Consider the following 25,884-nt stretch of genomic DNA (forward strand, 5'->3'; position numbering starts at 1 on the left):
CTCTCTATTTGGAAGGTAAGCTCCATGACTACGAACCCTAAACCAGCCTATCAACGTATCCTGTTAAAACTTAGCGGTGAAGCGCTACAAGGCGAAGAAGGTTTTGGTATTGATCCTGCGGTGTTAGATCGCATGGCACAGGAAGTAAAAGAACTGGTTGAACTGGGTGTTCAAGTGGGTGTTGTCATCGGCGGCGGTAACTTATTCCGTGGCGCAGGTCTTGCTGAAGCGGGCATGAACCGTGTTGTGGGCGACCACATGGGAATGCTGGCAACCGTAATGAATGGTTTGGCAATGCGTGATGCTTTGCACCGTGCTTATGTGAATGCGCGCGTGATGTCTGCCATTCCTCTTAAAGGTGTGTGTGACGATTACAATTGGGCCGATGCTATCAGCCAACTACGTCAAGGCCGTGTTGTGATCTTCTCTGCGGGTACTGGTAACCCATTCTTTACAACTGATTCTGCTGCCTGTTTGCGCGGTATTGAAATTGAAGCGGATGTGGTTCTAAAAGCGACAAAAGTAGATGGCGTATTTAGTGCAGACCCAGTGGCAAACCCAGACGCAGAACTGTATGATAAGCTGTCTTATACAACCGTGCTTGAAAAAGAGCTAAAAGTGATGGACTTGGCCGCGTTTACGCTAGCGCGTGACCATAAAATGCCAATCCGCGTATTTAATATGAACAAACCGGGCGCACTACGTCGCGTGGTAATGGGTGAAGCGGAAGGTACACTAATTAGCACCGCTGACTAATCACTCCAAAACAAAAAAACAAGTAGGTGATATTTGTGATTAACGAAATCAAGAAAGACGCTCAAGAGCGTATGGATAAGAGCGTAGATGCCCTGAAAAACAACCTTTCTAAGGTACGTACTGGTCGCGCTCACCCAAGTTTACTCTCCGGCATTTCTGTCGATTACTATGGTGCTTCGACACCGCTGAATCAAATCGCTAACGTTGTAGCTGAAGATGCACGTACTCTCGCGATCACTGTTTTTGATAAAGAGTTGACGCCAAAAGTTGAAAAAGCGATTTTGATGTCTGATTTGGGTCTAAACCCAATGTCTGCAGGTACGGTTATTCGTGTACCACTGCCACCACTGACCGAAGAACGTCGTCGTAATTTGGTGAAAATTGTTCGTGGTGAAGCCGAAGGTGGTCGCGTTGCGGTTCGCAACATTCGTCGTGATGCCAATGGCGACTTAAAAGCTCTACTGAAAGATAAAGAAATCTCTGAAGACGAAGATCATAAAGCGCAAGAAGAGATTCAAAAACTTACCGATGTAGCGATTAAGAGAATTGATGAAGTTCTTGCTGCAAAAGAAAAAGAGTTAATGGAAGTTTAATTCGCTCTTTTTAGCCTTTCTAAAACGCTGTGCTCACAGTGCAGCGTTTTTTTATGCTATTTTGCCCTATCAGTTTGGTAATCAATTAATTTCTTATGCAAAACTCATCCCTCTCATCTGATGTATTACCTCAGCACATCGCAATCATTATGGACGGAAATGGCCGTTGGGCTAAAGCGCAAGGTAAGCCTCGTGTATTTGGCCATAAGAATGGTGTAGCAGCGGTCCGAAGAACGATTTCCACTGCAGCGAAATTGGGTATTAAAGCCGTTACTCTGTTTGCCTTTAGTAGTGAAAATTGGCGGCGTCCGGAAGCTGAGGTAGGCGTGTTGATGGAGTTATTTATTACTGTGCTATCCACAGAAGTAAAAAAACTGCATAAGAACAATCTGCGTCTTAGAGTCATTGGTGATAAAACACGTTTTAGCTCACGCTTACAAACAAAAATCGCTCAGGCAGAAGAGTTAACCTCATCAAACAGTGGCATGGTCGTTAATATCGCCGCAAACTATGGCGGAAAATGGGATATCACAGAAGCAATGCGCTCTATCGCGGTCAAAGTGGCGAGCGGTGAGCTTTCTCCTGATCAGATTGACGAGACGCTGATTACACAGTCGCTAACGATGTCTGATATTCCTGAAGTGGATTTGCTCATTCGTACCAGCGGTGAATGTCGTATTAGTAATTTTATGTTGTGGCAATTGGCCTATGCAGAGATGTACTTTACGCCGATTTACTGGCCTGAGTTTGGTGAAGAAAGTTTAATTGAAGCAGTGACTTGGTTTGTTAACCGTGAACGCCGTTTTGGCTGCACAGGGGAACAGGTTAAGGCATTGATGGAACAGAAATAAAGGATCCATTAGTTTGAAGCAACGAATTATCACGGCGCTCATATTAGCTCCACTGGTGATGCTGGGCATTTTTGAACTGCCACTCCCCCTATTTATGGCCGTTTTGGCCCTTGTGGCGCTCGTCGGTGTATGGGAATGGACGCAGTTTATCGATTCGACATCTAGGTATCTGGCGCTGTTACCCGCCATTATCATTGGTGGAGCAAGTTACCTACTGATTTCCCCTGATGCCGTTAGCCTAGCCAACATGAACTCGAATCACTATGTGATATTAAGTGTTGGGGTGGCTTGGTGGCTTTTTTCTAGCTTTTTAGCCATTACCTATCCTAAATCCCGCCCATGGTGGGAAAAATCCAATCTACTTAGGCACCTTTTTGGTGTGCTTACGCTACTTCCTTTTTTCTGGAGCGTACTTTTTTTACGCGCAGAAGCCTTTTTGAGTGAGCCATACCACGGTGCTAAGTTGGTGCTATTTGTCTGCTTAATTGTTTGGGCTGCAGACAGTGGCGCTTATTTTGCGGGCAAAAGTTTTGGTAAGCACAAAATGGCACCAGCAGTCAGTCCAAATAAAACCATTGAAGGGTTGATTGGTGGCATTATTACGGCATTGATTGTGGCGTGGTTTACTGCTGATTGGTTTGATATCCGGTTTACAAACACGCTGTCGATGGTTGGTATTACATTAGCGACTGTGATTATCTCTGTGCTCGGTGATCTGGTCGAAAGTATGTTTAAGCGCGTTTCAGGAATTAAAGACAGCAGTAATATTATTCCTGGGCATGGTGGCGTTTTGGATCGTATCGATAGCCTGACGGCTGCATTTCCTGTTTTTGCTCTACTGTATTTCATTTTCTAATGCTTGGGTTAAGCTGTCTTACCCCAATCTTAATTCACGGTTGTTGCTATGCGTAAGTTAACGATTCTCGGGGCCACAGGTTCAATTGGGGCAAGCACATTAAAAGTCGTGGCTCAAAATCCCGAACACTTTTCCGTTGTGGCTTTAGCCGCGGGAAATAATGTCAATAAAATGCGTGAGCTATGTCAGCGTTGGCAGCCAGTTTATGCGGTAATGGCAAACCAAAAGGCGGCGGATGAGCTTTTAGCTCAATTGCAGTCACTGAACTTAAAAACAACCGTATTATTTGGTGAAGACGCCATGTGCCACGTCGCCGCATTAGATGAGGTGGATACGGTGATGGCGGCGATTGTTGGTGCAGCAGGTTTGTTACCAACCATGGCCGCGGTAAAGGCGGGCAAGCGTGTTTTGTTGGCAAACAAAGAAGCCTTGGTGATGTCTGGCCAATTGTTTATTGATGCGGTCGAAAAACACGGTGCGGAATTGCTCCCTGTCGATAGCGAACATAACGCGATTTTTCAATGCTTACCCCCTGAAATACAAGGCTCTTTGGGTCGCTGTGATTTACAAGAACATGGTGTGCAACATATTCTGCTCACGGGTTCTGGCGGCCCTTTTCGCTATAGTGATTTATCCACGTTAGCTGATGTTTCACCACAGCAAGCGATTGCTCATCCTAACTGGTCGATGGGGCCGAAAATTTCGGTTGATTCCGCCACTATGATGAACAAAGGTTTGGAATATATTGAAGCTAAGTGGCTGTTTAATGCATCGAAACAGCAATTAAAAGTGTTAATCCACCCACAGTCGGTGATCCACTCTATGGTGCAGTACCGAGATGGTTCGGTGCTTGCGCAAATGGGGGAACCCGATATGTCCACGCCAATTGCTTTAACTCTTTCTTATCCAGAACGCATTACTGCGGGTGTTCCGGCACTGGATTTTACCAAATTAAGTAATTTGAGTTTTATGGATGTGGACTACGAGCGTTATCCTTGTTTGGGATTGGCGATTGATGCTTGCTATCAAGGGCAACATGCCACCACCTCTTTAAATGCAGCCAACGAAATAGCCGTTGAAGCTTTTTTAAATAAGCAAATTCGTTTTACCGATATCGCACTAGTTAATGAACGTGTATTGTCAAAAGTGTGTGCAGCACATACTCAGTTACATTGCTATGACTTGGAAAGCTTGTTAGAGCTCGATAGAATGGCGCGCACTATTGCCCAGCAAATCATACAAGAGCATTTATTATGAGTGGTATTTTGTGGAATTTCGTCTCTTTCATCATTGCGTTAGGTATATTGGTTGCTGTGCATGAATTTGGTCATTTTTGGGTAGCACGTCGCTGCGGAATTAAAGTCGAAAAATTTTCCATTGGCTTTGGTAAATCACTTTGGAGCCGAGTAGCCAAAGATGGCACCGAGTACAACCTCTCAATTATTCCTCTCGGCGGCTACGTTAAAATGCTCGATAGCCGTGTTGATGATGTTCCAGCTGAATTAAAACCCTTAGCTTTTGACCAAAAACCATTGTGGAAACGTGTCGCTGTCGTGAGTGCTGGGCCTGCTTTTAACTTTTTCTTCGCCATTTTTGCCTATTGGCTCGTGTTCTTAATTGGCGTCCCAGCGGTAAAGCCTGTGATTGGCGAAATTGCTCCGCAATCGATCGCCGCTCAAGCGGGTTTAGAGTCAGGAATGCAGATCAAAGCAGTCTCAGGAGTGAATACCTTAGATTGGGAATCGGTCAATATGGGGCTGATTAGCCATATTGGTGATGAACAATTAACGCTCACCGTCGGAACCGATAATGAAATTGGTGTGGATGAAATCAAAACATTAGATATCCGTTCTTGGAACTTTAACCCAGAAACAGAGTCTGCTATGGGAGCGTTGGGTTTTAAACCATTTGTCCCTGAAATATCGCTGACGCTAACCAATGTTTCTCAAGGCAGCGCTGGAGAGAAGGCCGGGTTAGAAGTTGGTGACACCTTGATCGAAGCCAACGGTGCGAAGATAAACCATTGGCAGCAAGTTGTGGAGTTGATACAAAGCCATCCCAATCAGCCAGTTTCATTGGTTGTTGTGCGTGATGAACAACGCTTGACTATCGAGCTTACGCCTGACGTTCGTGAGTTACCGCAAGGCAAAACGATAGGTTTTGCGGGAATCGCTCCTAAAGTCGCAGAATGGCCGGAAAGTTATCGATTTGAGCTGCAATATGGTGTATTTGAATCAGTCGGAAAAGCGGTTGAAAAAACACAGCAAGTGATCAACTTAACCGTCAGCATGTTGAAAAAACTGGTGGTCGGTGATGTGGGGTTGAATAATCTGAGTGGGCCGATTTCGATTGCCAAAGGAGCTGGAACTACCGCTGACTACGGTTTGGTCTATTTCTTGGGTTTTCTGGCTCTGATTAGTGTCAACTTAGGCATTATCAATCTAGTACCACTGCCAATGTTAGATGGCGGACACTTACTGTTTTTTGCAATTGAAGCCGTTATTCGTCGTCCTGTCCCAGAGAAGATTCAAGAAATGGGATACCGAATTGGTGGGGCGATCATCTTTTCTTTGATGGCTGTGGCAATATTTAATGATTTTAGTCGCCTGTGATTTGTAACCATTAGGCAGAAGTTGTAGCAAGGAATAACAAGAATAAATATGGCAATGAAACAGATCCTTTTCGCGACACTATTGGCAACCAGCCTCTCAGCACACAGTGCCGAGAATTTCGTAGTGCAGGATATTCAAATTGAAGGGCTTCAACGCGTTGCGCTCGGCGCTGCACTGCTTAAAATGCCCGTTCGAATTGGCGATACCGTTGATGCACAAGATGTCGCGGATATTATCAAAGCACTTTACACTTCGGGCAACTTTGAAGACATCAAAGTATTACGAGACAACAATGTTCTGATCGTTCAGGTTAAAGAACGTCCAACCATTGCAAGTGTTTCCTTCTCTGGAAATAAAGCGATCAAAGAAGAGCAGTTGCAGCAGAATCTTGATGCATCCAATATCCGCATCGGTGAGGCGCTTGATCGTACGACCTTGAGCAACATTGAAAAGGGGTTGGAAGATTTTTACTACAGCGTAGGTAAGTACAACGCGACCGTAAAAGCGGTGGTAACACCTTTACCTCGCAACCGTGCTGACCTTAAATTTGTGTTCAGTGAAGGGGTTTCTGCGAAAATTCAGCAAATCAACTTTATTGGCAATGAAGTGTTTAGTGACCAAGATTTACTGTCACGCTTCAATTTAAATGTCGATGTGGCGTGGTGGAATTTCCTCTCTGATGATAAATACCAAAAGCAGGTTTTAGCCGCTGATATTGAAGCTTTGCGCTCTTTCTACCTCGACCGTGGCTACTTAAAGTTTCAAGTCGATTCCACGCAAGTTGCTATTTCTCCTGATAAAAAAGGCGTTTATATCACTTTAGGCATTAGCGAAGGTCAGCCTTATAAAATCAAAGACGTTAAATTTCGCGGAGAGCTGATTGGCAAAGAGGCTGAGTTTACCGCTTTGATCCCGTTTGAAGCCGAGGAAACCTATAACGGCTCACTGGTGACCAAGCTTGAAGAAGATGTAAAACGAGTATTGGGTGAAGCTGGCTATGCTTATCCTCAAGTTCGAACCATCCCAGAATTTAATGATGAAACGCAAGAAGTTTCCTTGGTTGTTCATGTGGAAGCGGGTAAGCGTATCTATGTCCGTGATATTCGCTTTGTCGGTAATAACTCAACCAAAGATGAAGTTTTGCGCCGCGAAATGCGTCAAATGGAAGGCAGTTGGCTGAGCTCTAAAGCGATTGATACGGGTAAGAGCCGTTTGAACCGTCTTGGCTTCTTTGAAACAGTGGATGTGCAAACCGTACGTGTACCTGGTAGTGAAGACCAAGTCGATCTGGTGTACAACGTGAAAGAGGCCAACTCAGGTAGTGTTAACTTTGGTGTCGGTTATGGTACAGAATCAGGCGTGAGTTTTCAGGTTGGTTTACAACAAGACAACTTCATTGGTTCAGGTAATCGAGTTGGCATCAATGCCATGATGAACGACTATCAAAAGAACATCAGTTTAGATTACCGTGATCCCTACTGGAACCTTGATGGTGTCAGTTTGGGTGGTAAGATTTTCTATAACCAATTTGAGGCTTCTGAAGCTGGTATTGTTGATTATACCAATGAAAGCTACGGCACAAGTTTAACGTGGGGTTTCCCATTTGACGAATTAAACCGTTTTGACCTCGGTATCGGTTACACGCACAACAAGATCGGTAATATCGATGAGTATGTGCAAGTTAGTCAATTCTTACAGTCTCAAGCGAGTAATCGTAGCGATGATGGCAGTTTGATCACCAATGACTTTGACGTCAACATCTCATGGACGCGCAATAATTTAAACCGAACCATTTTCCCAACAGCGGGGAATCACCAACGCGCTTTCTACAAGATGACCGTGCCGGGCTCAGACGTAAAGTATTTCAAAGCGCAGTACGATGTCCGCCAGTATTTCCCATTAACCAAAAAACATGAGTTTTCACTCTTGCTAAGAGGACGCTTAGGGTATGGTAATGGTTACGGGAAAACGGATGGTAACGATAACTTGTTCCCATTCTATGAAAACTATTATGCAGGTGGCTTTACCACTTTGCGTGGTTTTGGATCTAACTCGGCTGGACCGAAAGCGATTTATAACGATGCGACAGGATGTAATGGCAATAATGGTGGCAACAACCGCTGCTATAGCGCAACAGATGACTCTGTCGGTGGTAACGCGGTCGCGCTAGCCAGTGTAGAACTGATTGTACCGACGCCATTTGCCTCTGATGAAACTCGTAGCCAAATTCGCACCAGCATCTTCTTCGATATGGCCAGCGTTTGGGATACAGAGTTCGATTACAAAGATGGGAAACTCGGTTATGGTGATCAGTATTATTACGATTACTCAGATCCAATGAATTACCGTTCCTCTTATGGTGCGGCACTACAGTGGATGTCACCTATGGGGCCATTGGTATTTTCAATTGCCAAACCTATTAAAATTTATGAAGGTGATAATGAAGAGTTCTTCACTTTCACGATCGGCAGAACATTCTAATTAGAGGAAAGTATTTTGAAAAAAGCGATTCAAGCGGCAGGATTGGGCCTAGTTGTACTGAGTTCATCATTTTTTGCGCAAGCCGCTGAGGCGGCGCAGAAAGTAGGTTACATTAATACCGCGCAAGTATTCCAAGCATTACCTCAACGAGAAGTTGTGCTGCAAAAATTACAAGAAGAGTTTAAAGATAAAGGGGCAGAGCTACAGTCAATTCAAGCTGAAGCAAAAACCAAAATTGAAAAACTTAAACGTGATGGCGAACTGCTAGGTCAAGATGAGATCGAGAAGCTGCGTATTGAAATTGGTCAATTAGACAGCAAGTACAAAATCAAAGCGCAAGCGTTAGAGCAAGCCTCAGCGCGTCGTGAGAGTGAAGAGAAGCAAAAACTCTTCATGGTGATTCAAGACGCTGTGAAGAAAGTTGCGGAAAAAGAAGGTTATGACATCGTTGTTGACGTGCAAGCTATGCAATATGGTAAGCCGGACTACAACCTATCAGAGAAAGTAATTAAACAACTAAAATAATATTATTATGGCAAAACTGACTTTAGCCGAATTGGCAACCATCACCGGGGGAGAGCTGTTTGGTGATGGCTCTGCGACAGTTTCCGCTGTCGCACCTATGGATAAGGCGCAGGAAGGTTACGTAACTTTCCTCTCTAATCCCAAATATAACAAACACCTTGGTCAATGCCGCGCAACGGTGATTATGGTCAAGGCTAGTGAACGTGAATTGTGTACAACCAATGTATTGGTCGTCGCTGATCCATACGTTGCTTTTGCAAAGGTGGCGCAAGCGCTGGACACGACACCGCGACCTGCGAGTGATATCAGCTCTTCTGCGGTTGTTGCACCGGATGCCCAGCTAGGGCAGAACGTTTCTATTGGTGCAAACGCGGTCATTGAGACGGGCGTGCAACTGGGCGATAACGTCGCCATTGGTGCTGGCTGTTTCATCGGTAAAAACGCCAAAATTGGCGCTAACACCCAGTTGTGGGCAAATGTCAGCGTTTACCACGAAGTGGAAATTGGCTCGGCGTGCCTTATTCAGTCAGGTGCCGTGATTGGTTCTGATGGTTTTGGCTATGCCAATGAGAAAGGTGAGTGGATTAAAATTCCGCAAATTGGCACAGTCCGGATCGGTAATCGAGTTGAAATCGGTGCCTGCACGACAATTGATCGTGGCGCATTAGATGACACTGTGATTGAAGATAACGTCATTCTCGATAACCAATTACAGATTGCACATAACGTCTGTATTGGCTACGGCACTGCAATTGCTGGCGGTACCATCATTGCTGGCAGCACCCACATAGGCAAATATTGCATTATTGGTGGTGGTACTGTCATCAATGGCCATATCGAGATTGTCGATGGGGTCACCATTACTGGCATGGGAATGGTGATGCGCAGCATCACCGAGAAAGGCATGTTCTCTTCTGGTATTCCGTTGCAACCGAACAAAGAATGGCGTAAAACTGCCGCTCGCGTTCACCGTATCGAAGATATGCACAAGCGACTTAAAGCACTTGAAAAGTACTTAGAGCAGGAAGCGGAATCCTAATTCTACTTTTTCCCGATTAGGCTCGCCAATTGCGAGTCTTTTTCGTCTATAATGCCAAATAATTTTTGAAAGTTTTACTGTATAGGAATATGACTTTGACGACTGAAACGAAAACGATGCACATCACTGAAATTCAGAGGCTGCTTCCTCACCGTTACCCATTTCTGTTGATTGACCGTGTAATTGACTTTGAAGAAGGCAAATACCTTGTTGGCTTGAAAAATGTGTCAGTTAATGAACCTCAGTTCACTGGTCATTTTCCGCAGTTACCTATTTTTCCAGGTGTACTGATTTTAGAAGCAATGGCACAAGCAACGGGCCTACTAGCATTCAAAACCTTTGGTGCACCGAAAGATAACGAATTGTATTACTTTGCTAGTATTGATAATGCGAAGTTTCGTAAGCCTGTAGGTCCTGGCGACCAACTGATCATCGAAGTGCAGTTCATTAAAGAGCGTCGTGGTATTGCGTTGTTTAATGGCGTAGCGAAAGTTGATGGTGAGGTTGTGTGTTCAGCTGAAATGAAATGTGCTCGTAGAGAGTTTTAATATGATTCATGAAACTGCACAAATCCACCCAAGTGCGGTGGTTGAAGATGGCGCTACCATCGGAGCTAACGTCACCGTTGGTCCATTTACTTACATCACCTCTGGGGTAAGTATTGGCCAAGGTACGGAAGTGATGTCGCATGTGGTCATCAAAGGAAACACCGTCATTGGTGAAGAGAACCGTATTTTCCCTCACGCCGTCATTGGCGAAGAGAACCAAGATAAGAAGTATGGTGGTGAAGATACGCGAGTTGTCATTGGTGATCGCAATGTTATTCGTGAAGCGGTGCAAATTCACCGTGGTACTATGCAAGATAAAACACAAACAGTTGTTGGCAACGACAACCTATTGTGTGTGAATGCCCATATTGCGCACGATGTGATTGTTGGTAATCATACGCACATTGGTAACAACGCAATTCTTGGCGGCCATGTGACGGTCGGTGACTATGCTGGTGTTATGGCGTTGTCGGCGATTCATCCTTTCTGTAGCGTTGGTGCTTATGCCTATATCGGTGGTTGTTCTGCTGTTGTGCAAGATGTCCCTGCTTACGTGTTAGCACAAGGTAACCATGCTTCACCATTTGGCCTTAACCTTGTTGGTTTGAAGCGAAATGGTTTTGAAAAAGCCGAAATTCGCGCGCTACAAAAAGCGTATAAAGAGATTTACCGATCAGGTAAAACGCAAGCAGAGGTCTTACCTATATTGGTTGAGATGGCGAAAGAGTACCCATCGATTCAGCGTTTTACTGATTTACTAGAAAAAACTGAGCGTGGCATTATTCGTTAGTTCACCACTGAGTTTTGATTAATATCCGAAGATCGCTACTTGTTTAGCGATCTTTTGTCTTTTTGACGCCGCATAACGGCTGAGCGGATTCTGTTAGGAAACGATATGCACTCACATGAAAACCCCCTAAGAATCGGTATTGTTGCCGGAGAGCTTTCTGGCGATACATTAGGAGAAGGCTTCATTCAAGCCATCAAGCAGCAATACCCCAATGCACAATTTGTCGGTATTGGCGGCCCTAAAATGATTGCTCAAGGTTGTGAATCTTTATTTGATATGGAAGAGCTAGCCGTGATGGGTCTGGTTGAGGTGCTTGGCCGCTTACCACGTTTACTGAAAGTTAAAGCGCAGTTGGTGAAGTATTTTAAAGCCAATCCGCCGGATGTGTTTGTTGGTATTGATGCACCAGATTTTAATTTACGACTAGAGCTTGATCTCAAAAAAGCGGGCATCAAAACCGTCCACTATGTGAGCCCATCTGTATGGGCATGGCGTCCCAAACGTATTTTTAAAATCGATGCGGCGACCGATCTAGTGCTGGCATTTCTTCCGTTTGAAAAAGCGTTTTACGACAAGTATCAGGTTGCGTGCGAATTTGTCGGCCACACACTGGCCGATGCCATTCCACTGCAACCCGATAAAATCGCCGCTCGTGAACTGTTGAAATTAGAGACAGATAAACAGTGGCTGGCTGTGCTGCCCGGTAGCCGAGGGGGAGAAGTCGGTTTAATTGCCAAGCCATTTATTGAAACATGTCGACAAATCAAACAGAAATACCCTGATATTGGTTTTGTGGTAGCCGCCGTCAATCCTAAACGTAAACAGCAGTTTGAAACCATTTGGCAGGAGATCGCCCCAGAGCTCGATTTTGTTATTATTGAAGACACCGCGCGCAATGTTATCACGGCCGCAGATGCTGTGCTGCTTGCCTCTGGCACAGTCGCACTGGAATGCATGTTGCTCAAACGGCCGATGGTGGTGGGATACAAAGTGAACTGGCTCACCGGATGGTTGGTTCAGAAGCTTGCGATAACCGAATTTGTTTCACTACCCAATATTTTAGCCGGAGAAGAACTGGTTCCTGAGTTCATTCTTGATGAATGCGACCCGCAACATCTGTTTCCTGCGGTCGATAGCATGCTCAGCCGTGATAATTCCTCTTTAATTGAACGTTTTACTGAAATGCATCACTGGATCCGCAAAGGTGCGGATCAACAAGCCGCCAAAGCGGTTTTAAGCTTGATTAACCATTAACCAAACCATTAACGATTAAAAAGAGCGATTGAAAAATAACGAGAGGAAAATAGACGAGATGGCAGAACAAACACTGACTCCTTTTGAATACCCTAAGGGCTACGTTTTGATTGCAGGAGTGGATGAAGTTGGCCGAGGTCCATTAGTGGGCGACGTAGTGACTGCCGCGGTAATCTTGGATCCGAATAATCCGATTGAAGTTTTAGCCGACTCGAAAAAGTTATCAGAAAAAAAACGCCTAGCGCTTTTTCCTGAAATTCAACAAAAGGCGCTCGCTTGGTCTGTTGGCCGCTGTTCACCAGCTGAAATTGATGAGCTTAATATTCTTCAAGCGACTATGGTGGCGATGCAACGCGCGATTGCAGGTCTAGCGATTCAACCTGATTTGGCTTTAATTGATGGCAACCGTGTCCCACAATTACCGATGCATGGTATCGCAGTCGTCAAGGGTGATATGCGTGTGGCGCAAATCAGCGCCGCCTCAATCATTGCTAAAGTGGTACGCGATAAAGAGATGGAAGCGCTCGATAAATTGTACCCACAATTTGGCTTTGCTCAACATAAGGGCTATCCAACTAAAGCGCATTTTGCCGCGATCGAACAACATGGCGTCATCGCAGAGCACCGTAAAAGCTTTAAGCCAGTGAAACGCGTGCTGGGAATTGACTAATTGCGGGTGTCAGCCACGAGCAGATTCGCGTAGAATAACCGCCAAATCTTGTACCAAACCTAGCATCTAGGATTTTATTGCATGCCAGAACCAAAGTTTGTCCACCTTCGTGTCCACAGCGACTTTTCTATGATCGATGGCTTGTCCAAAGTGCCACCGCTTGTGAAAAAAGTGGCCGAGATGGGGATGCCTGCCGTAGCGTTGACCGACTTCACGAACTTATGTGGTTTGGTCAAATTTTATGGTACCGCTCATAACTGTGGGGTAAAGCCGATTATCGGTGCAGATTTTGTCATGCAATCCGAGGAGTTTGGTGATGAGCTCACCAAGCTGACGGTTCTAGCGAGTGATAATGTTGGTTATAAAAATCTGACCTTACTGATCTCCGATGCTTATCTACGCGGTCATGTGCAACACCTACCTGTGATTGATAAAGCGTGGCTAGTGAAATATGCCGAAGGCTTGATTGTGCTTTCGGGTGGAAAAAGTGGTGAAATAGGCAAAGCACTGCTTAAAGGTAATCAGGCGTTAGTCGATAAATGTGTCGAGTTTTATCAAACTCATTTTGTCGATCGTTTTTACCTTGAATTGACTCGCACAGGGCGAGCCGACGAAGAGAGCTATCTGCACTTTGCTCTAGAATTAGCTGAAAATAACGATCTGCCCGTCGTTGCAACCAATGAAGTGGTGTTTCTCAGCGAAGAGTTTTTTGAAGCGCATGAAATTCGAGTAGCGATTCATGATGGCTACACCATGGAAGATCCTCGTCGGCCAAAAAATTACAGCCCACAGCAATATTTGCGCACCGAAGCGGAAATGTGTGAGCTGTTTGCCGACATTCCTGAAGCGCTGCAAAACAGTGTTGAGATTGCCAAACGGTGTAATGTTACCGTCCGTTTAGGGGAATATTTCTTGCCCGCCTTCCCAACGGAAGGAATGAAAGAAACCGAATACTTGGTGATGAAATCACAAGAAGGCCTTGAAGAGCGTCTTGAATTTCTGTTCCCCGATCCTGATGTTCGCGCACAACGTCGCCCTGAATATGATGAACGGCTGCAAATAGAGCTCGAAGTGATTAATAACATGGGGTTCCCCGGTTATTTCTTGATTGTGATGGAGTTCATCCAGTGGTCAAAAGATAACGATATTCCGGTGGGACCGGGGCGCGGATCGGGTGCGGGTTCATTGGTGGCTTACGCGCTCAAAATCACCGATTTAGATCCACTACAATATGATTTACTTTTCGAACGTTTCTTGAACCCAGAACGGGTATCAATGCCCGATTTTGACGTCGATTTCTGTATGGATAAACGTGACCAAGTTATTGATCACGTTGCTGAAATGTATGGTCGTGATGCGGTATCACAGATCATCACCTTTGGTACTATGGCTGCCAAAGCGGTCATTCGTGACGTGGGACGCGTGCTTGGTCATCCGTTTGGATTTGTCGACCGCATTTCAAAGCTTATTCCACTAGATCCAGGAATGACACTCGAAAAGGCGTTTAAGGCTGAACCTGCGTTACCTGAGCTGTACAACAATGACGAAGACGTCAAAGAGCTGATTGATAAGTGCCGAATTCTAGAAGGTTGCACGCGTAACGCCGGTAAGCATGCGGGCGGGGTGGTGATCTCCCCAACCACAATTACCGACTTTTCGCCGATTTATGCGGATGCTGAAGGGCATTTCCCCGTCACTCAATTTGACAAGAACGATGTTGAAACCGCAGGCTTGGTCAAGTTTGACTTCTTAGGTCTACGTACCTTAACCATTATCGATTGGGCACTAGGGCTGATTAACCCGCGCTTACAACGAGAAGGTAAAGAGCCCGTTCGTATTGAAGCTATCCCGTTAGAAGACCCAGTTTCATTTCGTGTATTGCAAAATTCTGAAACCACCGCGGTATTCCAGTTAGAATCGCGCGGCATGAAAGATCTGATCAAACGTCTCCAGCCAGACTGCTTCGAAGATATCATTGCACTAGTGGCCCTGTTTCGCCCTGGGCCTTTGCAATCGGGTATGGTGGATAACTTTATCGACCGTAAACATGGCCGAGAGGCGATCTCCTACCCAGATGAAAAATGGCAACATGAGTCATTAAAAGAAATTCTAGACCCAACCTACGGCATCATCTTGTACCAAGAGCAAGTGATGCAGATCGCCCAAGTCCTAGCCGGATACACATTAGGCGGCGCGGATATGCTGCGCCGTGCGATGGGTAAGAAAAAGCCAGAAGAGATGGCCAAGCAGCGGGCGATTTTTGAAGAAGGTTCGATAAAAAACGGCGTGGATGGCGAATTGTCGATGAAAATCTTCGACTTAGTAGAAAAATTCGCCGGTTACGGGTTTAACAAATCGCACTCTGCGGCTTATGCTCTGGTTTCTTATCAAACCTTATGGTTAAAAACCCACTACCCAGCCGAATTTATGGCGGCAGTAATGACGGCCGACATGGACAACACCGAAAAGGTAGTTGGCTTAGTGGATGAATGTTTACGCATGAATCTTAAAGTGTTACCACCGGATATTAACGCCGGCTTGTACCGCTTTAACGTCGATGAAAATGGCGCGATTGTCTATGGTATTGGCGCGATCAAAGGTGTGGGTGAAGGGCCGATTGAAGCGATTTTAGAAGCGCGCACAGCAGGCGGCTATTTTAAAGATTTGTTTGATTTTTGCGCCAGAATTGATTTGAAAAAAGTCAATAAGCGTGTGATTGAAAAGCTTATTTATGCGGGTGCTTTGGATCGTTTAGGCCCACACCGTGCTGCAATGATGGCCTCATTAAATGATGCTGTGAAAGCGGCCAGCCAATTCCACCAAGCTGAAGCCTTTGGTCAGGTTGATATGTTTGGTGTATTGACTGATGCGCCAGAAGAAGTAGAACATAAATATACGCAAGTCCCCGAGTGGCCTGAGAAAGTTTGGCTTGAAGGTGAGCGCGATACATTGGGCCTTTATTTGACCGGGCATCCAATAAACGCACATATTAAGGAACTTGCGAAGTACACCAGTTGTCGACTAAAAGATGCCACGCCAACGCGACGCGATCAATCCGTCACTTTAGCGGGGTTAGTGATTGCTGCTAAAGTCATGACCACCAAGCGTGGCACGCGGATTGGTATCATGACGTTAGATGATCGTTCAGGACGTATGGAAGTGATGTTATTCTCTGATGCGTTAGAGCGGTATGCAGAGCTGTTAGAAAAAGATAGAATTTTAGTGATTTCTGGACAGGTCAGCTTTGATGACTTCAATGGTGGCCTTAAAATGTCGGCGCGCGAAGTCATGGACTTGGGCAGTGCGCGTGAAAAATATGCCCGTGGCTTGTCGATATCGATTGAACAATCACAGATAGACAGCCAGTTTTTTGAGCGCTTTAGTCAGATCTTAGAGCCTCACCGAGCAGGGACTATACCTGTCAATGTATACTACCAACGCGCAGAGGCGAGAGTGCGACTCACTCTTGGTACGCAGTGGCGTGTAACCCCAAGTGATACATTGTTAGACGAATTGAAACAGCTACTTGGCAAAGATCAGGTAGAACTCGAATTTAACTAAAATTTGGCGTCAAATATGTTGAACGCTGAGTATAAAAGGATCGGTAGATGAGCCTAAATTTTCTAGAATTTGAAAAACCAATTGCTGAACTTGAGGCTAAAATTCAGGCGCTACGCGACGTGTCTCGCCATGGTGGTGATAAGTCCGTTGATCTCGACAAAGAGATCGAACAGCTAGAAAAGAAAAGCTTAGAGCTTAAGAAGAAAATCTTTGGTGATTTAGGGGCATGGCAAGTGGCTCAATTGGCACGCCATCCACAACGCCCTTACACGCTTGATTACATCAACCATGTCTTCACTGAGTTTGACGAGTTGGCTGGTGATCGCGCTTTTGCTGATGACAAAGCGATTGTCGGCGGCATTGCTCGTTTAGAAGGACGTCCGGTGATGGTGATTGGTCACCAAAAAGGACGTGAAACGAGAGAGAAAGTAAGACGTAACTTCGGAATGCCAAAACCAGAAGGCTATCGCAAAGCGCTACGTTTGATGAAAATGGCTGAACGTTTTGGCATGCCTATTATTACCTTCATTGATACCGCAGGTGCTTATCCTGGTGTTGGCGCTGAAGAACGTGGCCAATCTGAAGCGATTGCTACAAACCTAAAAGTGATGTCAGGCTTGAAAGTGCCAGTTATTTGTAATGTTGTCGGTGAAGGTGGCTCTGGTGGCGCTTTAGCGATTGGCGTGGGTGACTACGTGAACATGCTGCAATATTCCACTTATGCGGTAATTTCGCCAGAAGGATGCGCTTCAATCTTGTGGCGAGATTCAGATAAAGCACCGCAAGCGGCTGAAGCGATGGGCTTAGTCGCTCCTCGCTTAAAAGAGCTTGAGCTGATTGATGAAATTATCGAAGAACCATTAGGTGGCGCGCATCGCGATCCAATACAAATGGCCGCCAATATGAAAGCAACACTGCTAAAACAGCTTGCTGATTTAGAGCCGTTGAATGAAGAAGCATTATTGGCTCGTCGTTATCAACGTTTGATGAACTACGGCTACTGCTAAACAGCAGAGCGAACAATAAATAAAAAGGGTTGGATTCTGTCCAGCCCTTTTTTATCGGCCCGATTTCAGGACTGGTTTGCTTGGCGCGTTTCAAGGTAAACTGGCATCAATTCCTCTTAGCGCTGAAAACCCATGTCTGAACTTTATTCGCTATTTTCACACGTTATCAATCGTCATCGCTTAGCAAGCAGCCAATTAGTCTTGGGTTTTAGTGGTGGCATGGACTCGCGGGTGATGCTTGAACTATTGGCGCAATATCGTGACGAAACCTCCTGTGAGTGCTGTGCTGTTTATGTTCATCATGGATTAAGTCAACATGCCGATGAGTGGGCCAAACAGTGCCAGCGCTGGGCCCAACACGCCGCGATCCCTTTTTTTATTGAACGGGTGCAACTCGATACCGCTAGCGGTGAAAGTGTGGAGTCATTGGCGCGTACGGCGCGTTACCAAGTTTTAGCGAAATACATTAACACTGACGATTTGTTGCTAACTGGACAGCATAGCGATGATCAGATCGAGACATTTTTGCTCGCGTTAAAGCGTGGTAGTGGACCCAAAGGACTCTCTTCGATGGCACAAGCGATGCCATTTGGCGCGGGGAAAATCGTCCGTCCTTTGCTTGCGGCGACTCGCGTACAGATCGAAAGCTTTGCCGTAACCCAGAATTTGGATTGGGTCGAGGACGAAAGTAACCAAGATACCCGTTTTGATCGTAATTTTATCCGCCATCACATCACGCCAGTTCTTACGCAGCGCTGGCCGCATATTCACCAAGCGGTTGCTCGTAGTGCGACATTGTGTGCTCAGCAGCAGGTGTTGCTTGAAGAGCTGCTACAAGAGGCAATGCAAGAGGCAAAGATGACTGATGGCAGTTTATCAATTACCGCGCTTTCTCATCGCAGCGAATTAGCACGCTATCAATTGCTAAGAATGTGGCTTGCTCAATTGGGGGAGCCAATGCCGACTCAAGAACATTTAGCGATGATTTGGCAACAAGTGGCGTCTGCGCGTATTGATGCGAATCCTCGGCTTAAACTAGGGCAAAGTGAGATCCGCCGCTTTGACCAAAAGCTATATTGCATCCAAACTTATCAAGACATTTCAGATTGGCAGGCGATGATTATGCCCGATCAATCATTAACCTTGCCTGATGGACTAGGAAATCTGAGGTTATCGTCTCATGGTGGTAGCAAGGGAATAGCCTTGCCTGATGATTGCCATCAATTAAGCGTTACGTTTAATCCTGAAGGGCTGGCAGCATGCCCCGTCGGACGAGTGGGAAGTCGAAAGCTAAAAAAATTGTTCCAAGAGTATGGCGTGCCCAGTTGGCTACGACGAAGAACGCCAATATTGATGCATCGGAATCAAGTGGTTGCGATTGCAAATTTATTTGTTGATCGTGACTTCAGTGGGCAAGATTGTGAACTCATCTGGGACAAATGAACGCTTTTCATGCAAAATTCGTATAAAACATACAATGAATATGGACATAAAGGTGGAGCAATGAAAAAAGTCGCGATTGGAATAGTTATGGGTTTAACGTTGTTAGCGGGAAGCGCGTTTGCTGGAGACCCAGCCGCAGGGCAAGCCAAAGCGGCTATCTGCGCGGCGTGTCACGGCGCAGACGGGATTGCCCTTATTCCGGGATACCCAAATCTAAAAGGGCAAAATGAGCAATACCTTATCTCATCAGTTAAAGCCTACAAGAATAAAGAGCGTAATGGTGGTTTAGCCGTCGTAATGCAAGCGCAAGCGGCAATGCTCAGTGATGCCGATATTGAAAACTTAGCGGCCTATTTCGCAAGTCTTAAGTAAATGACAGTGAACGGGTTTCAATCAGCCCAAGCGTTGCTTGGGCTTTTTATTGATTGTTTTTTTTTGCTAGCAGATAATGCCACCAATTGACGAAAGTGTAAGGGATGAACATGAAAAAAATCGAAGCCATTATTAAGCCATTTAAACTTGATGACGTCCGCGAAGCGTTAGCTGAAGTCGGGATCACGGGTATGACAGTTTCTGAAGTAAAAGGATTTGGTCGTCAGAAAGGGCATACTGAATTGTACCGTGGCGCTGAGTACATGGTGGATTTCTTACCTAAAGTGAAGCTTGAAATTGTGGTGACTGACGATGTCGCTGATCGCTGCGTTGACACCATTATTGAGACGGCGCAAACGGGAAAAATTGGTGATGGTAAAATTTTCATTACCAATATTGAACGAGTGGTACGAATTCGTACCGGTGAAGAAGACGAAGACGCTATTTAGCTGTACACCGAGAAGAAGGGAGCCAATGGCTCCTTTTTTGTCTCTTTATTAATACATCCCTACCAATTTTGTTGAACGTTATGAAAAGAAAATATCTGCTTGTTTTGCCGCTGTTGCTGATTACCGCGGCTGTGGTTAGTTTTTTCTCTATTTTTACTATTCCTTCAACGCCGCAATTGTTGACTATTGATGGGAAAAACGCTTCATCTCCACTGATTTGTTACGATAATCCAAACGCTCGCGCAATTGATGTGCGTGGTCAGCTTAATGTACTGGTTTGGAATATCTATAAACAAAATAGAGAAACATGGCAAAGTGAGCTGGATAAATTCAGCCAAGATGCCCAATTGGTGTTGCTACAAGAAGCGAGCATGACCTTGTCATTGAAAGAGTGGATCAGCCAAAAGCAGTGGGGGGGGGCACAAGCGGATGCTTTTCGTATTTTTGGTGAATCAGCCGGAGTGTTAAATCTTGGCAGGCAGATGCCAGTATTAGCGTGTGCTTACACCGAATTAGAGCCTTGGTTGCGCTTACCCAAATCGGCGATTTACGCCCTGTATCGTTTAAGTGATGGTCAGACTCTGGCGGTTGTAAACCTGCATGCAGTGAACTTTACCTATGGAACGCAAGAGTATACCAATCAGCTGGAAGCGTTACTCGTTCAATTAAAAACACATCAAGGGCCGGTGATTGTCGGTGGCGATTTTAATAGCTGGAGTCAAGCAAGAATGGACACATTAACCACTGCATTAAATCGTGTGGGTTTGAAGGAAGTGTTGTTCGAACCCGATCACCGTGTTCAGTTTGTGACGGGCTTGGTGCTTGATCATCTTTTTTATCGTGGTTTAACACTGCTCAATGCAAAAGCGCCCGTAACGGACGCTTCTGATCATAACCCACTATTGGCGAGTTTTAGTTTATAACCACTTTCTAACTGATGGCGATGTACAGCGCCCAAATCAGGTAATAGCCAATCCAAGGCAGCGCCGAAATCACCAGAGCTTGGCCGCGTTCCAGCTCTGTCCATGCGCCCACCGCCGCGTAGCCAAGTACGATGTACCAAGGCAAAAGTAGTGGGAAGGAGCTGGCAAATTGAGACCAATCATTAGTCAGTGGCAACTTAATTAGGCCATTTAAACTGTTAAGATCAGCAGCGTAAGTCATCACGTGGCCATGTTTGAGTAATAAGCTCGCGTAACTGGCGAGATCGCCCAACACGGCTGGGAAAGTGATGACAGCACTTGCGGCAAACCAACGCCAGAAACCGTGCTGATGTTGGCTCTGCTTGGTCGCCAAATTGAACCACAATGCCAACATGAAAATCGTTAGCGTGCGGCCTACCACATCGCTGATAATTTCGCTGGCCATCAAGGTGTTGGCATCTAACATTTCAAGCTGAGCGGGGTTGATCATAGCCAACTGCGCCGAGAGCCCAGCTTTTAACCATTCAAGGTTAACCACGTCAAAATAAGCCCCCCAAAATAGAAAGGGACTCAGGATTAAAAAGAGATAAGGTTGCCAACCCCACATGCCGCGTTGATAAAGGGCTAAAAAACAAGACGTGGGGGAACGGAAAATATCCACCAACATGATTAACGGGTTACTGGAAGGATTCATACACTGACCTTAGTGACATCGACGTAGAGCTTGAGTTTTTGACCCGGCTTTAAGTACTTTTGGTTTGCAAGCTCGTTCCATTTTACAATGTCGAGGCTTTTGACTTTAAACTTATTAGCGATGGCGCTGAGTGTATCGCCGCTACGCACTTGATAAAAGACGGTGCGAATGATGGCACCCTCACTGCTATTTTTCCAAATGACCAGTTTTTGGCCAATCTTCAACGTGTCTCTTGGCCCCATACCGTTCCATTTTGCTAAGGACTGATGGGAAACATTGTGCTGTTTGGCAATGCTCCATAAGCTATCACCTTTGGCTACCGTATGAGACAGCTTATACTGACCACGGGCCATCGCTTGCGTTTTTGCCAAGCGGTTACTGGCACTGAGTGCGTATGCTTTTTCGTCTTTTACGGATGTTGGGATCATTAAATACTGTCCAACGCGAATGACGTTGCCATTGAGATTGTTGGCCGTCTGAATCACTTTGCTGGTGGTATTGTGCTGTTGAGCAATCACACTCAAGCTATCGCCGGATTTTACCTTATAGCGCACTAGCTTCATCCCCTTACCGCGATTCTCTTCAACTTTCTGAGCAAAGCGTTCCACTTTATCTACTGGGATAAGCAGTTGATGAGGTCCCGTCGGCGAGGTCGCCCATTGATTGTAAGCTGGGTTGTAACTTTGCAACTCTTTCACGCTCATTCCGGCGTAATTGGCGGCAATGGCAAGATCAAGCTGTTCTTGAGGGTCGACTAACGTTAACACTGGTTTGTTAGCAATCGCTGGGATTTCAATGCCATATTTTTCTTGATTGGCAACAATATCGGCCAGTGCGAGTAATTTAGGGACGTAGCCTGTGGTTTCATCGGGTAAGTCGAGTGAGAAAAAGTCGGTTGGTTTACCTGCCTTGTGATTTTTACGAATCGCGCTAGAGATCCGCCCACCACCGCTGTTATAGGCGGCAATCGCATGGCTCCAATCACCATCAAAACGCTTATTTAATGCAGTGAGGTAATCCAAAGCCGCATTGGTGGCGGCGTCTACATCTCGTCTTCCGTCATACCAAAAATTTTGCTCTAGGCCATACATCTCTCCCGTACTCGGCACAAATTGCCACAGCCCCGCTGCGCTACCGTGTGAGTAGGCAAAGGCATCAAACGAGCTTTCAACAATGGGTAAGAGTGCTAACTCAAGTGGTAAGCCGCGCTGCTCAATTTTCTCAGTGATAAGGTAAAGAAATGGCTTTGCTCGCTCGGCAACAGTTTGCAGGTGATTAGGGTGTTTAAGATACCAAGTTCGATAATAATTCACTGATTTATGATCTGGGATATCCATCGACAACTGCATTGCGATGCGCTGCCATACGTCCGCTTGCTCTTGTGGCGTGATCACTTTCGGCGTTGTCTTTTTTGCAGATGACGACTTTTGTTTAGCCATCTCTTTTTGTGTCTGAATCTGAGGGCTATTTGCCTCTTTGGCATTTGGCGCTGTTGTTTGGTCTGTTGGCTGAGTGATTTGGCACCCCGCTAACAAGAGCACCATCACCCAGCTAAATTGAAATCGCATCTATCTCAGCCCTTTGACTTAATGGCTGCTGATAATACTTGGCACTTTATTGCTATGACAAGCAGCAAATCGTCAAAATTCGTTCTTCCACTCACGTAACGCGGTAAAAATTGATAGAGGATCGGTTTGTTGAGTACGATTCGCGACGGATTTCATCACACTCTCTTGCTGGGTCCGCAAAAATGGATTGATCCATTTTTCTTGGCGGATCGTGGTCGGTAATGTCGATTTCTGCTGGGCTCGGAGCCGATTGACGGTATCTCGATACTGTTGAAGTTGGTCATTATCGGGCTCAACGGCTAAAGCAAATGCGACGTTACTTGCGGTATATTCGTGCGCGCAATAGACCTCAGTCTCTTCTGGCAATGCGGCAAGTTTACACAGTGACGTAAACATTTGCTCCATTGTGCCCTCAAAAACACGGCCACACCCTGCGGAGAACAGTACATCTCCACAAAACAGTTTATTGTCACCGAGATAGCCTATGTGGCCTTTTGTGTGTCCTGCGAGATCAAGCACCATAAAGATTTCATTGAACAGTTCTAGCTGATCGCCAGCTTCAACCGCGTGCGTTAAGGTAGGAATAGGTTCATGAGCGGGACCAACAACGTTAATGCTGGGAAACTGGCGAACCAGTTCTGCAACACCACCAATGTGATCATGGTGATGGTGGGTAATTAATATTGCTTCGAGCGTTAATTGATGCTTCGAGAGGTACTCAAGCACTGGTGCTGCATCACCGGGATCGACCACAGCACAACGCTGATCGCTATTTTGGATCAGCCAGATGTAATTATCATTAAATGCGGGTATGCTTTTGATCTGTAACATGAGTATCTCCAATCACCGAGGTGAAATAGGTTATCGATGAAGCCAGCGCGTAGCGAAAAAAAATTAGATAAGCCTCATTCTTGGTCCCAACTTAAAAATGGCCAGTGGGTTAGTGATTCTATTCAGACTCGGCTTGATGAATGGTGCTCTAAATTATTTGGCTATCATATGCTTAAGCTCGGTGGTTTGAGTTGTGAGCTTGCCAGTTGCAACTGCAATATTCAACACCAAGTTCATCTTGATATTGAAAACCCACTCCATACGGTGATTGCCGATAGCTACGAACTGCCTTTTCTTGAAAAGAGTTTTGATGTGGCTATTTTAGCGCACCAACTGGATTATTGTGGCGATCCGCACCGTATCTTACGCGAAGTTGATCGCGTGATGATGGATGATGGCTACATCATTATTACGGGGTTTAATCCAATCAGTTTTACGGGGATCGCAAGTTTGATGCCTTGGCGAAAACATAACTTACCTTGGAGCGGTCGTATGTTTACCGCTAACCGGATTAAGGACTGGCTGAGTGTCTTGAACTATCAAGTGATTGACTGTGACCAATATGCCCTTTTTCCGATGCAAAAATATCAACCCATGTGGGCGTGGTTGGAAAATGGTATTGGCGACTGGGCCGCTCCATTTGGTAGCCTGTATTTCATCGTAGCGCGCAAACGTACTTATCCCTTGAAACCGATTAAACCTCATTGGCGTTTTAAACGGCGTCTTTCGCCAGTTAGCCTGAACTACCGTTTATCAACTCAGAACCAAGATAAGGCCTGTGACCCTTATTCGGATGCTTGATACCCAATATCGTCTTCGGTTGGGTTTTCTGCTGCATTGCGTGCTAATTCATCGCACATTTCATTTTCACGATGACCCGCATGGCCTTTCACCCAGCGCCAGTCAATGGTATGGCGGGCGCTTTCTTTATCGAGTGCTTGCCATAAATCGGCATTCTTCACTGGTTTTTTATCCGATGTTTTCCAACCGCGTTTTTTCCAGTTGTGGATCCACTGAGTAATACCTTGACGAACGTATTGGCTGTCTGTGGTGAGAATAACATTACATGGCTCTTTCAGTGTTTGCAGTGCAACCACGGCCGCTAACATTTCCATTCGGTTGTTAGTGGTGAGTCGGTAGCCTTTGGCTAACGTTTTTTCGGTTTCTTTGTAACGAAGGACAACCCCATAACCACCCGGGCCAGGATTACCTAAGCAAGATCCATCAGTGAAAATTTCCACCTGTTTTGTCATGATTTGATACTATTAGGTTACGCACATTATTGGCATAGTCTGACATACATATCCTTATGAATACTAGCAGCAATTCCCAATCCCAACGTATCGTCGTTCTCGATACGGAAACCACGGGTATGAACCGTGAAGGCGGCCCTCACTATGAAGGACACCGCATTGTTGAAATCGGTGCCGTAGAAATTATCAACCGCAAGCTGACAGGCCGCCACTTCCATGTCTACCTGAAACCCGATCGTGAGATTCAGTTAGAAGCGATCGAAATCCACGGTATTACCGATGAGTTTTTGATGGACAAACCGCAATATCGCGATGTGCATCAAGAGTTTTTAGATTTCATCAAGGGGGCTGAGCTGGTGGCGCACAACGCTCCCTTCGACGTCGGTTTTATGGATTACGAGTTTCGCAAGCTCGACGCTAAAATCGGTAAGACGGAGCAGTATTGCAAAGTGACCGATACGCTTGCTATGGCAAAGCGTATTTTTCCCGGCAAACGCAACAATTTGGATATACTTTGTGATCGTTATGGTATCGATAACTCACATCGTACCTTGCACGGTGCATTGCTCGATGCGGAGATATTAGCGGACGTTTATCTGCTGATGACTGGCGGGCAAACCTCGTTACAGTTCAGTGCCGGAACGCGCAGTGATGGCAGTGTGGGAGGTGAGTCAATAAAACGAGCTGTCGCAGGTCGGAAAAAGCTAAAGGTTTTGCAGGCTTGTGCCGATGAATTACAAGCACACCAAGAAAGATTGGATCTAGTCGAAAAGAGCGGAAGCTGCCTTTGGCGTCAGTAGGAGAAAAT

General features: G+C 45.7%; 25 protein-coding genes. 21 read left to right on the top strand and 4 right to left on the bottom strand.

The features are described 5' to 3' along the window. Window positions 1-24: 24 nt before the first annotated feature. From pyrH to AACQ21_RS06235, 19 genes are all read left to right on the top strand, one after another. Window positions 25-756 carry a UMP kinase gene (gene pyrH / locus AACQ21_RS06145; RefSeq protein WP_010320123.1) on the top strand — a complete coding sequence of 244 codons (732 nt, stop codon included), beginning with the start codon at window positions 25-27 and terminating at the stop codon, window positions 754-756. Between the two features lie 35 nt (window positions 757-791). After that, window positions 792-1,349: a ribosome recycling factor gene (frr, locus tag AACQ21_RS06150; protein WP_010320122.1), complete on the top strand. Its 558-nt coding sequence runs from the start codon at window positions 792-794 to the stop codon at window positions 1,347-1,349. Window positions 1,350-1,444: 95 nt separating this feature from the next. Further along, on the top strand, window positions 1,445-2,200 hold the full coding sequence (locus AACQ21_RS06155) for an isoprenyl transferase (RefSeq protein WP_013856207.1): 756 nt from the start codon (window positions 1,445-1,447) through the stop codon (window positions 2,198-2,200). Window positions 2,201-2,213: 13 nt separating this feature from the next. Then, the gene (locus AACQ21_RS06160; RefSeq protein WP_017047317.1) at window positions 2,214-3,056 is read left to right on the top strand and encodes a phosphatidate cytidylyltransferase; all 843 of its coding nucleotides are present in this window, start codon (window positions 2,214-2,216) and stop codon (window positions 3,054-3,056) included. A 48-nt stretch (window positions 3,057-3,104) separates the two neighbouring features. Then, on the top strand, window positions 3,105-4,313 hold the full coding sequence (ispC, locus tag AACQ21_RS06165) for a 1-deoxy-D-xylulose-5-phosphate reductoisomerase (protein ID WP_105977247.1): 1,209 nt from the start codon (window positions 3,105-3,107) through the stop codon (window positions 4,311-4,313). Then, window positions 4,310-5,668: a sigma E protease regulator RseP gene (gene rseP / locus AACQ21_RS06170; RefSeq protein ID WP_105977248.1), complete on the top strand. Its 1,359-nt coding sequence runs from the start codon at window positions 4,310-4,312 to the stop codon at window positions 5,666-5,668. Before ispC ends, rseP begins: the two co-directional genes overlap by 4 nt. 48 nt (window positions 5,669-5,716) lie before the next feature. Continuing rightward, window positions 5,717-8,149: an outer membrane protein assembly factor BamA gene (gene bamA / locus AACQ21_RS06175; RefSeq protein WP_017046601.1), complete on the top strand. Its 2,433-nt coding sequence runs from the start codon at window positions 5,717-5,719 to the stop codon at window positions 8,147-8,149. A 15-nt stretch (window positions 8,150-8,164) separates the two neighbouring features. Then, window positions 8,165-8,674, top strand: coding sequence for an OmpH family outer membrane protein (locus AACQ21_RS06180; protein ID WP_013856212.1), 510 nt, complete (start codon window positions 8,165-8,167; stop codon window positions 8,672-8,674). Between the two features lie 7 nt (window positions 8,675-8,681). Continuing rightward, window positions 8,682-9,713: a UDP-3-O-(3-hydroxymyristoyl)glucosamine N-acyltransferase gene (gene lpxD / locus AACQ21_RS06185; RefSeq protein WP_105977249.1), complete on the top strand. Its 1,032-nt coding sequence runs from the start codon at window positions 8,682-8,684 to the stop codon at window positions 9,711-9,713. A 116-nt stretch (window positions 9,714-9,829) separates the two neighbouring features. After that, window positions 9,830-10,261: a 3-hydroxyacyl-ACP dehydratase FabZ gene (gene fabZ, locus AACQ21_RS06190; protein WP_026027636.1), complete on the top strand. Its 432-nt coding sequence runs from the start codon at window positions 9,830-9,832 to the stop codon at window positions 10,259-10,261. A 1-nt stretch (window position 10,262) separates the two neighbouring features. Beyond that, window positions 10,263-11,051 (top strand): acyl-ACP--UDP-N-acetylglucosamine O-acyltransferase, encoded by a 789-nt coding sequence (gene lpxA, locus AACQ21_RS06195; protein ID WP_026027915.1) that lies wholly within the window; start codon window positions 10,263-10,265, stop codon window positions 11,049-11,051. 105 nt (window positions 11,052-11,156) lie between these two features. Then, the gene (lpxB, locus tag AACQ21_RS06200; RefSeq protein ID WP_017046603.1) at window positions 11,157-12,305 is read left to right on the top strand and encodes a lipid-A-disaccharide synthase; all 1,149 of its coding nucleotides are present in this window, start codon (window positions 11,157-11,159) and stop codon (window positions 12,303-12,305) included. A gap of 58 nt (window positions 12,306-12,363) precedes the next feature. Continuing rightward, window positions 12,364-12,975, top strand: a complete 612-nt coding sequence (gene rnhB / locus AACQ21_RS06205) for a ribonuclease HII (RefSeq protein WP_105977250.1) — start codon at window positions 12,364-12,366, stop codon at window positions 12,973-12,975. Between the two features lie 81 nt (window positions 12,976-13,056). Beyond that, window positions 13,057-16,536, top strand: a complete 3,480-nt coding sequence (gene dnaE / locus AACQ21_RS06210) for a DNA polymerase III subunit alpha (protein WP_017047313.1) — start codon at window positions 13,057-13,059, stop codon at window positions 16,534-16,536. Between the two features lie 47 nt (window positions 16,537-16,583). Next, complete coding sequence (gene accA / locus AACQ21_RS06215) at window positions 16,584-17,543, top strand: acetyl-CoA carboxylase carboxyl transferase subunit alpha (RefSeq protein ID WP_013856219.1); 960 nt, start codon at window positions 16,584-16,586, stop codon at window positions 17,541-17,543. A 132-nt stretch (window positions 17,544-17,675) separates the two neighbouring features. Next, complete coding sequence (tilS, locus tag AACQ21_RS06220; protein ID WP_105977251.1) at window positions 17,676-18,986, top strand: tRNA lysidine(34) synthetase TilS; 1,311 nt, start codon at window positions 17,676-17,678, stop codon at window positions 18,984-18,986. Window positions 18,987-19,046: 60 nt separating this feature from the next. After that, a complete protein-coding gene (locus AACQ21_RS06225; protein ID WP_026028528.1) occupies window positions 19,047-19,358 on the top strand; it encodes a c-type cytochrome in 312 nt (103 codons plus the stop codon). Between the two features lie 110 nt (window positions 19,359-19,468). Further along, window positions 19,469-19,807, top strand: a complete 339-nt coding sequence (glnB, locus tag AACQ21_RS06230; protein WP_010320105.1) for a nitrogen regulatory protein P-II — start codon at window positions 19,469-19,471, stop codon at window positions 19,805-19,807. Window positions 19,808-19,887: 80 nt separating this feature from the next. Beyond that, on the top strand, window positions 19,888-20,730 hold the full coding sequence (locus AACQ21_RS06235) for an endonuclease/exonuclease/phosphatase family protein (RefSeq protein ID WP_181185572.1): 843 nt from the start codon (window positions 19,888-19,890) through the stop codon (window positions 20,728-20,730). A 7-nt stretch (window positions 20,731-20,737) separates the two neighbouring features. On the opposite strand, the gene AACQ21_RS06240 is transcribed toward AACQ21_RS06235, so the two are convergent. From AACQ21_RS06240 to gloB, 3 genes are all read right to left on the bottom strand, one after another. Next, window positions 20,738-21,424 carry a YIP1 family protein gene (locus tag AACQ21_RS06240; RefSeq protein ID WP_013856224.1) on the bottom strand — a complete coding sequence of 229 codons (687 nt, stop codon included), beginning with the start codon at window positions 21,422-21,424 and terminating at the stop codon, window positions 20,738-20,740. Next, the gene (locus AACQ21_RS06245; protein WP_105977253.1) at window positions 21,421-22,992 is read right to left on the bottom strand and encodes a lytic transglycosylase; all 1,572 of its coding nucleotides are present in this window, start codon (window positions 22,990-22,992) and stop codon (window positions 21,421-21,423) included. The genes AACQ21_RS06240 and AACQ21_RS06245 overlap by 4 nt, the downstream gene beginning before the upstream one ends. A gap of 72 nt (window positions 22,993-23,064) precedes the next feature. Continuing rightward, a complete protein-coding gene (gloB, locus tag AACQ21_RS06250) occupies window positions 23,065-23,823 on the bottom strand; it encodes a hydroxyacylglutathione hydrolase (RefSeq protein WP_105977254.1) in 759 nt (252 codons plus the stop codon). Window positions 23,824-23,859: 36 nt separating this feature from the next. Between gloB and AACQ21_RS06255 the strand changes: the two genes are divergently transcribed. Next, window positions 23,860-24,624: a methyltransferase domain-containing protein gene (locus AACQ21_RS06255; RefSeq protein ID WP_013856227.1), complete on the top strand. Its 765-nt coding sequence runs from the start codon at window positions 23,860-23,862 to the stop codon at window positions 24,622-24,624. Here AACQ21_RS06255 and rnhA read toward each other — a convergent pair. Further along, window positions 24,609-25,076 carry a ribonuclease HI gene (gene rnhA, locus AACQ21_RS06260; RefSeq protein ID WP_013856228.1) on the bottom strand — a complete coding sequence of 156 codons (468 nt, stop codon included), beginning with the start codon at window positions 25,074-25,076 and terminating at the stop codon, window positions 24,609-24,611. The genes AACQ21_RS06255 and rnhA overlap by 16 nt on opposite strands. 56 nt (window positions 25,077-25,132) lie before the next feature. Here rnhA and dnaQ point away from each other — a divergent pair, with 56 nt between their 5' ends. After that, window positions 25,133-25,876, top strand: a complete 744-nt coding sequence (gene dnaQ / locus AACQ21_RS06265) for a DNA polymerase III subunit epsilon (protein WP_013856229.1) — start codon at window positions 25,133-25,135, stop codon at window positions 25,874-25,876. Window positions 25,877-25,884: the final 8 nt, after the last annotated feature.

It is taken from the genome of Vibrio sp. V01_P9A10T6, assembly GCF_963877065.1.
GTDB classification, from domain to species: Bacteria; Pseudomonadota; Gammaproteobacteria; order Enterobacterales; family Vibrionaceae; genus Vibrio; species Vibrio anguillarum.

Excerpts from the sequence above, each read along its gene's own strand:
- lpxA (WP_026027915.1), top strand. The coding sequence starts at position 10,263 with ATGATTCATGAAACTGCACAAATCCACCCAAGTGCGGTGGTTGAAGAT.
- gloB (WP_105977254.1), bottom strand. The coding sequence starts at position 23,823 with ATGTTACAGATCAAAAGCATACCCGCATTTAATGATAATTACATCTGG.
- AACQ21_RS06155 (WP_013856207.1), top strand. The coding sequence starts at position 1,445 with ATGCAAAACTCATCCCTCTCATCTGATGTATTACCTCAGCACATCGCA.
- accA (WP_013856219.1), top strand. The coding sequence starts at position 16,584 with ATGAGCCTAAATTTTCTAGAATTTGAAAAACCAATTGCTGAACTTGAG.
- lpxB (WP_017046603.1), top strand. The coding sequence starts at position 11,157 with ATGCACTCACATGAAAACCCCCTAAGAATCGGTATTGTTGCCGGAGAG.
- rnhB (WP_105977250.1), top strand. The coding sequence starts at position 12,364 with ATGGCAGAACAAACACTGACTCCTTTTGAATACCCTAAGGGCTACGTT.
- lpxD (WP_105977249.1), top strand. The coding sequence starts at position 8,682 with ATGGCAAAACTGACTTTAGCCGAATTGGCAACCATCACCGGGGGAGAG.
- AACQ21_RS06240 (WP_013856224.1), bottom strand. The coding sequence starts at position 21,424 with ATGAATCCTTCCAGTAACCCGTTAATCATGTTGGTGGATATTTTCCGT.
- rseP (WP_105977248.1), top strand. The coding sequence starts at position 4,310 with ATGAGTGGTATTTTGTGGAATTTCGTCTCTTTCATCATTGCGTTAGGT.
- AACQ21_RS06235 (WP_181185572.1), top strand. The coding sequence starts at position 19,888 with ATGAAAAGAAAATATCTGCTTGTTTTGCCGCTGTTGCTGATTACCGCG.
- dnaQ (WP_013856229.1), top strand. The coding sequence starts at position 25,133 with ATGAATACTAGCAGCAATTCCCAATCCCAACGTATCGTCGTTCTCGAT.
- dnaE (WP_017047313.1), top strand. The coding sequence starts at position 13,057 with ATGCCAGAACCAAAGTTTGTCCACCTTCGTGTCCACAGCGACTTTTCT.
- AACQ21_RS06245 (WP_105977253.1), bottom strand. The coding sequence starts at position 22,992 with ATGCGATTTCAATTTAGCTGGGTGATGGTGCTCTTGTTAGCGGGGTGC.
- rnhA (WP_013856228.1), bottom strand. The coding sequence starts at position 25,076 with ATGACAAAACAGGTGGAAATTTTCACTGATGGATCTTGCTTAGGTAAT.
- ispC (WP_105977247.1), top strand. The coding sequence starts at position 3,105 with ATGCGTAAGTTAACGATTCTCGGGGCCACAGGTTCAATTGGGGCAAGC.
- glnB (WP_010320105.1), top strand. The coding sequence starts at position 19,469 with ATGAAAAAAATCGAAGCCATTATTAAGCCATTTAAACTTGATGACGTC.
- bamA (WP_017046601.1), top strand. The coding sequence starts at position 5,717 with ATGGCAATGAAACAGATCCTTTTCGCGACACTATTGGCAACCAGCCTC.
- AACQ21_RS06225 (WP_026028528.1), top strand. The coding sequence starts at position 19,047 with ATGAAAAAAGTCGCGATTGGAATAGTTATGGGTTTAACGTTGTTAGCG.
- fabZ (WP_026027636.1), top strand. The coding sequence starts at position 9,830 with ATGCACATCACTGAAATTCAGAGGCTGCTTCCTCACCGTTACCCATTT.
- tilS (WP_105977251.1), top strand. The coding sequence starts at position 17,676 with ATGTCTGAACTTTATTCGCTATTTTCACACGTTATCAATCGTCATCGC.
- pyrH (WP_010320123.1), top strand. The coding sequence starts at position 25 with ATGACTACGAACCCTAAACCAGCCTATCAACGTATCCTGTTAAAACTT.
- AACQ21_RS06255 (WP_013856227.1), top strand. The coding sequence starts at position 23,860 with ATGAAGCCAGCGCGTAGCGAAAAAAAATTAGATAAGCCTCATTCTTGG.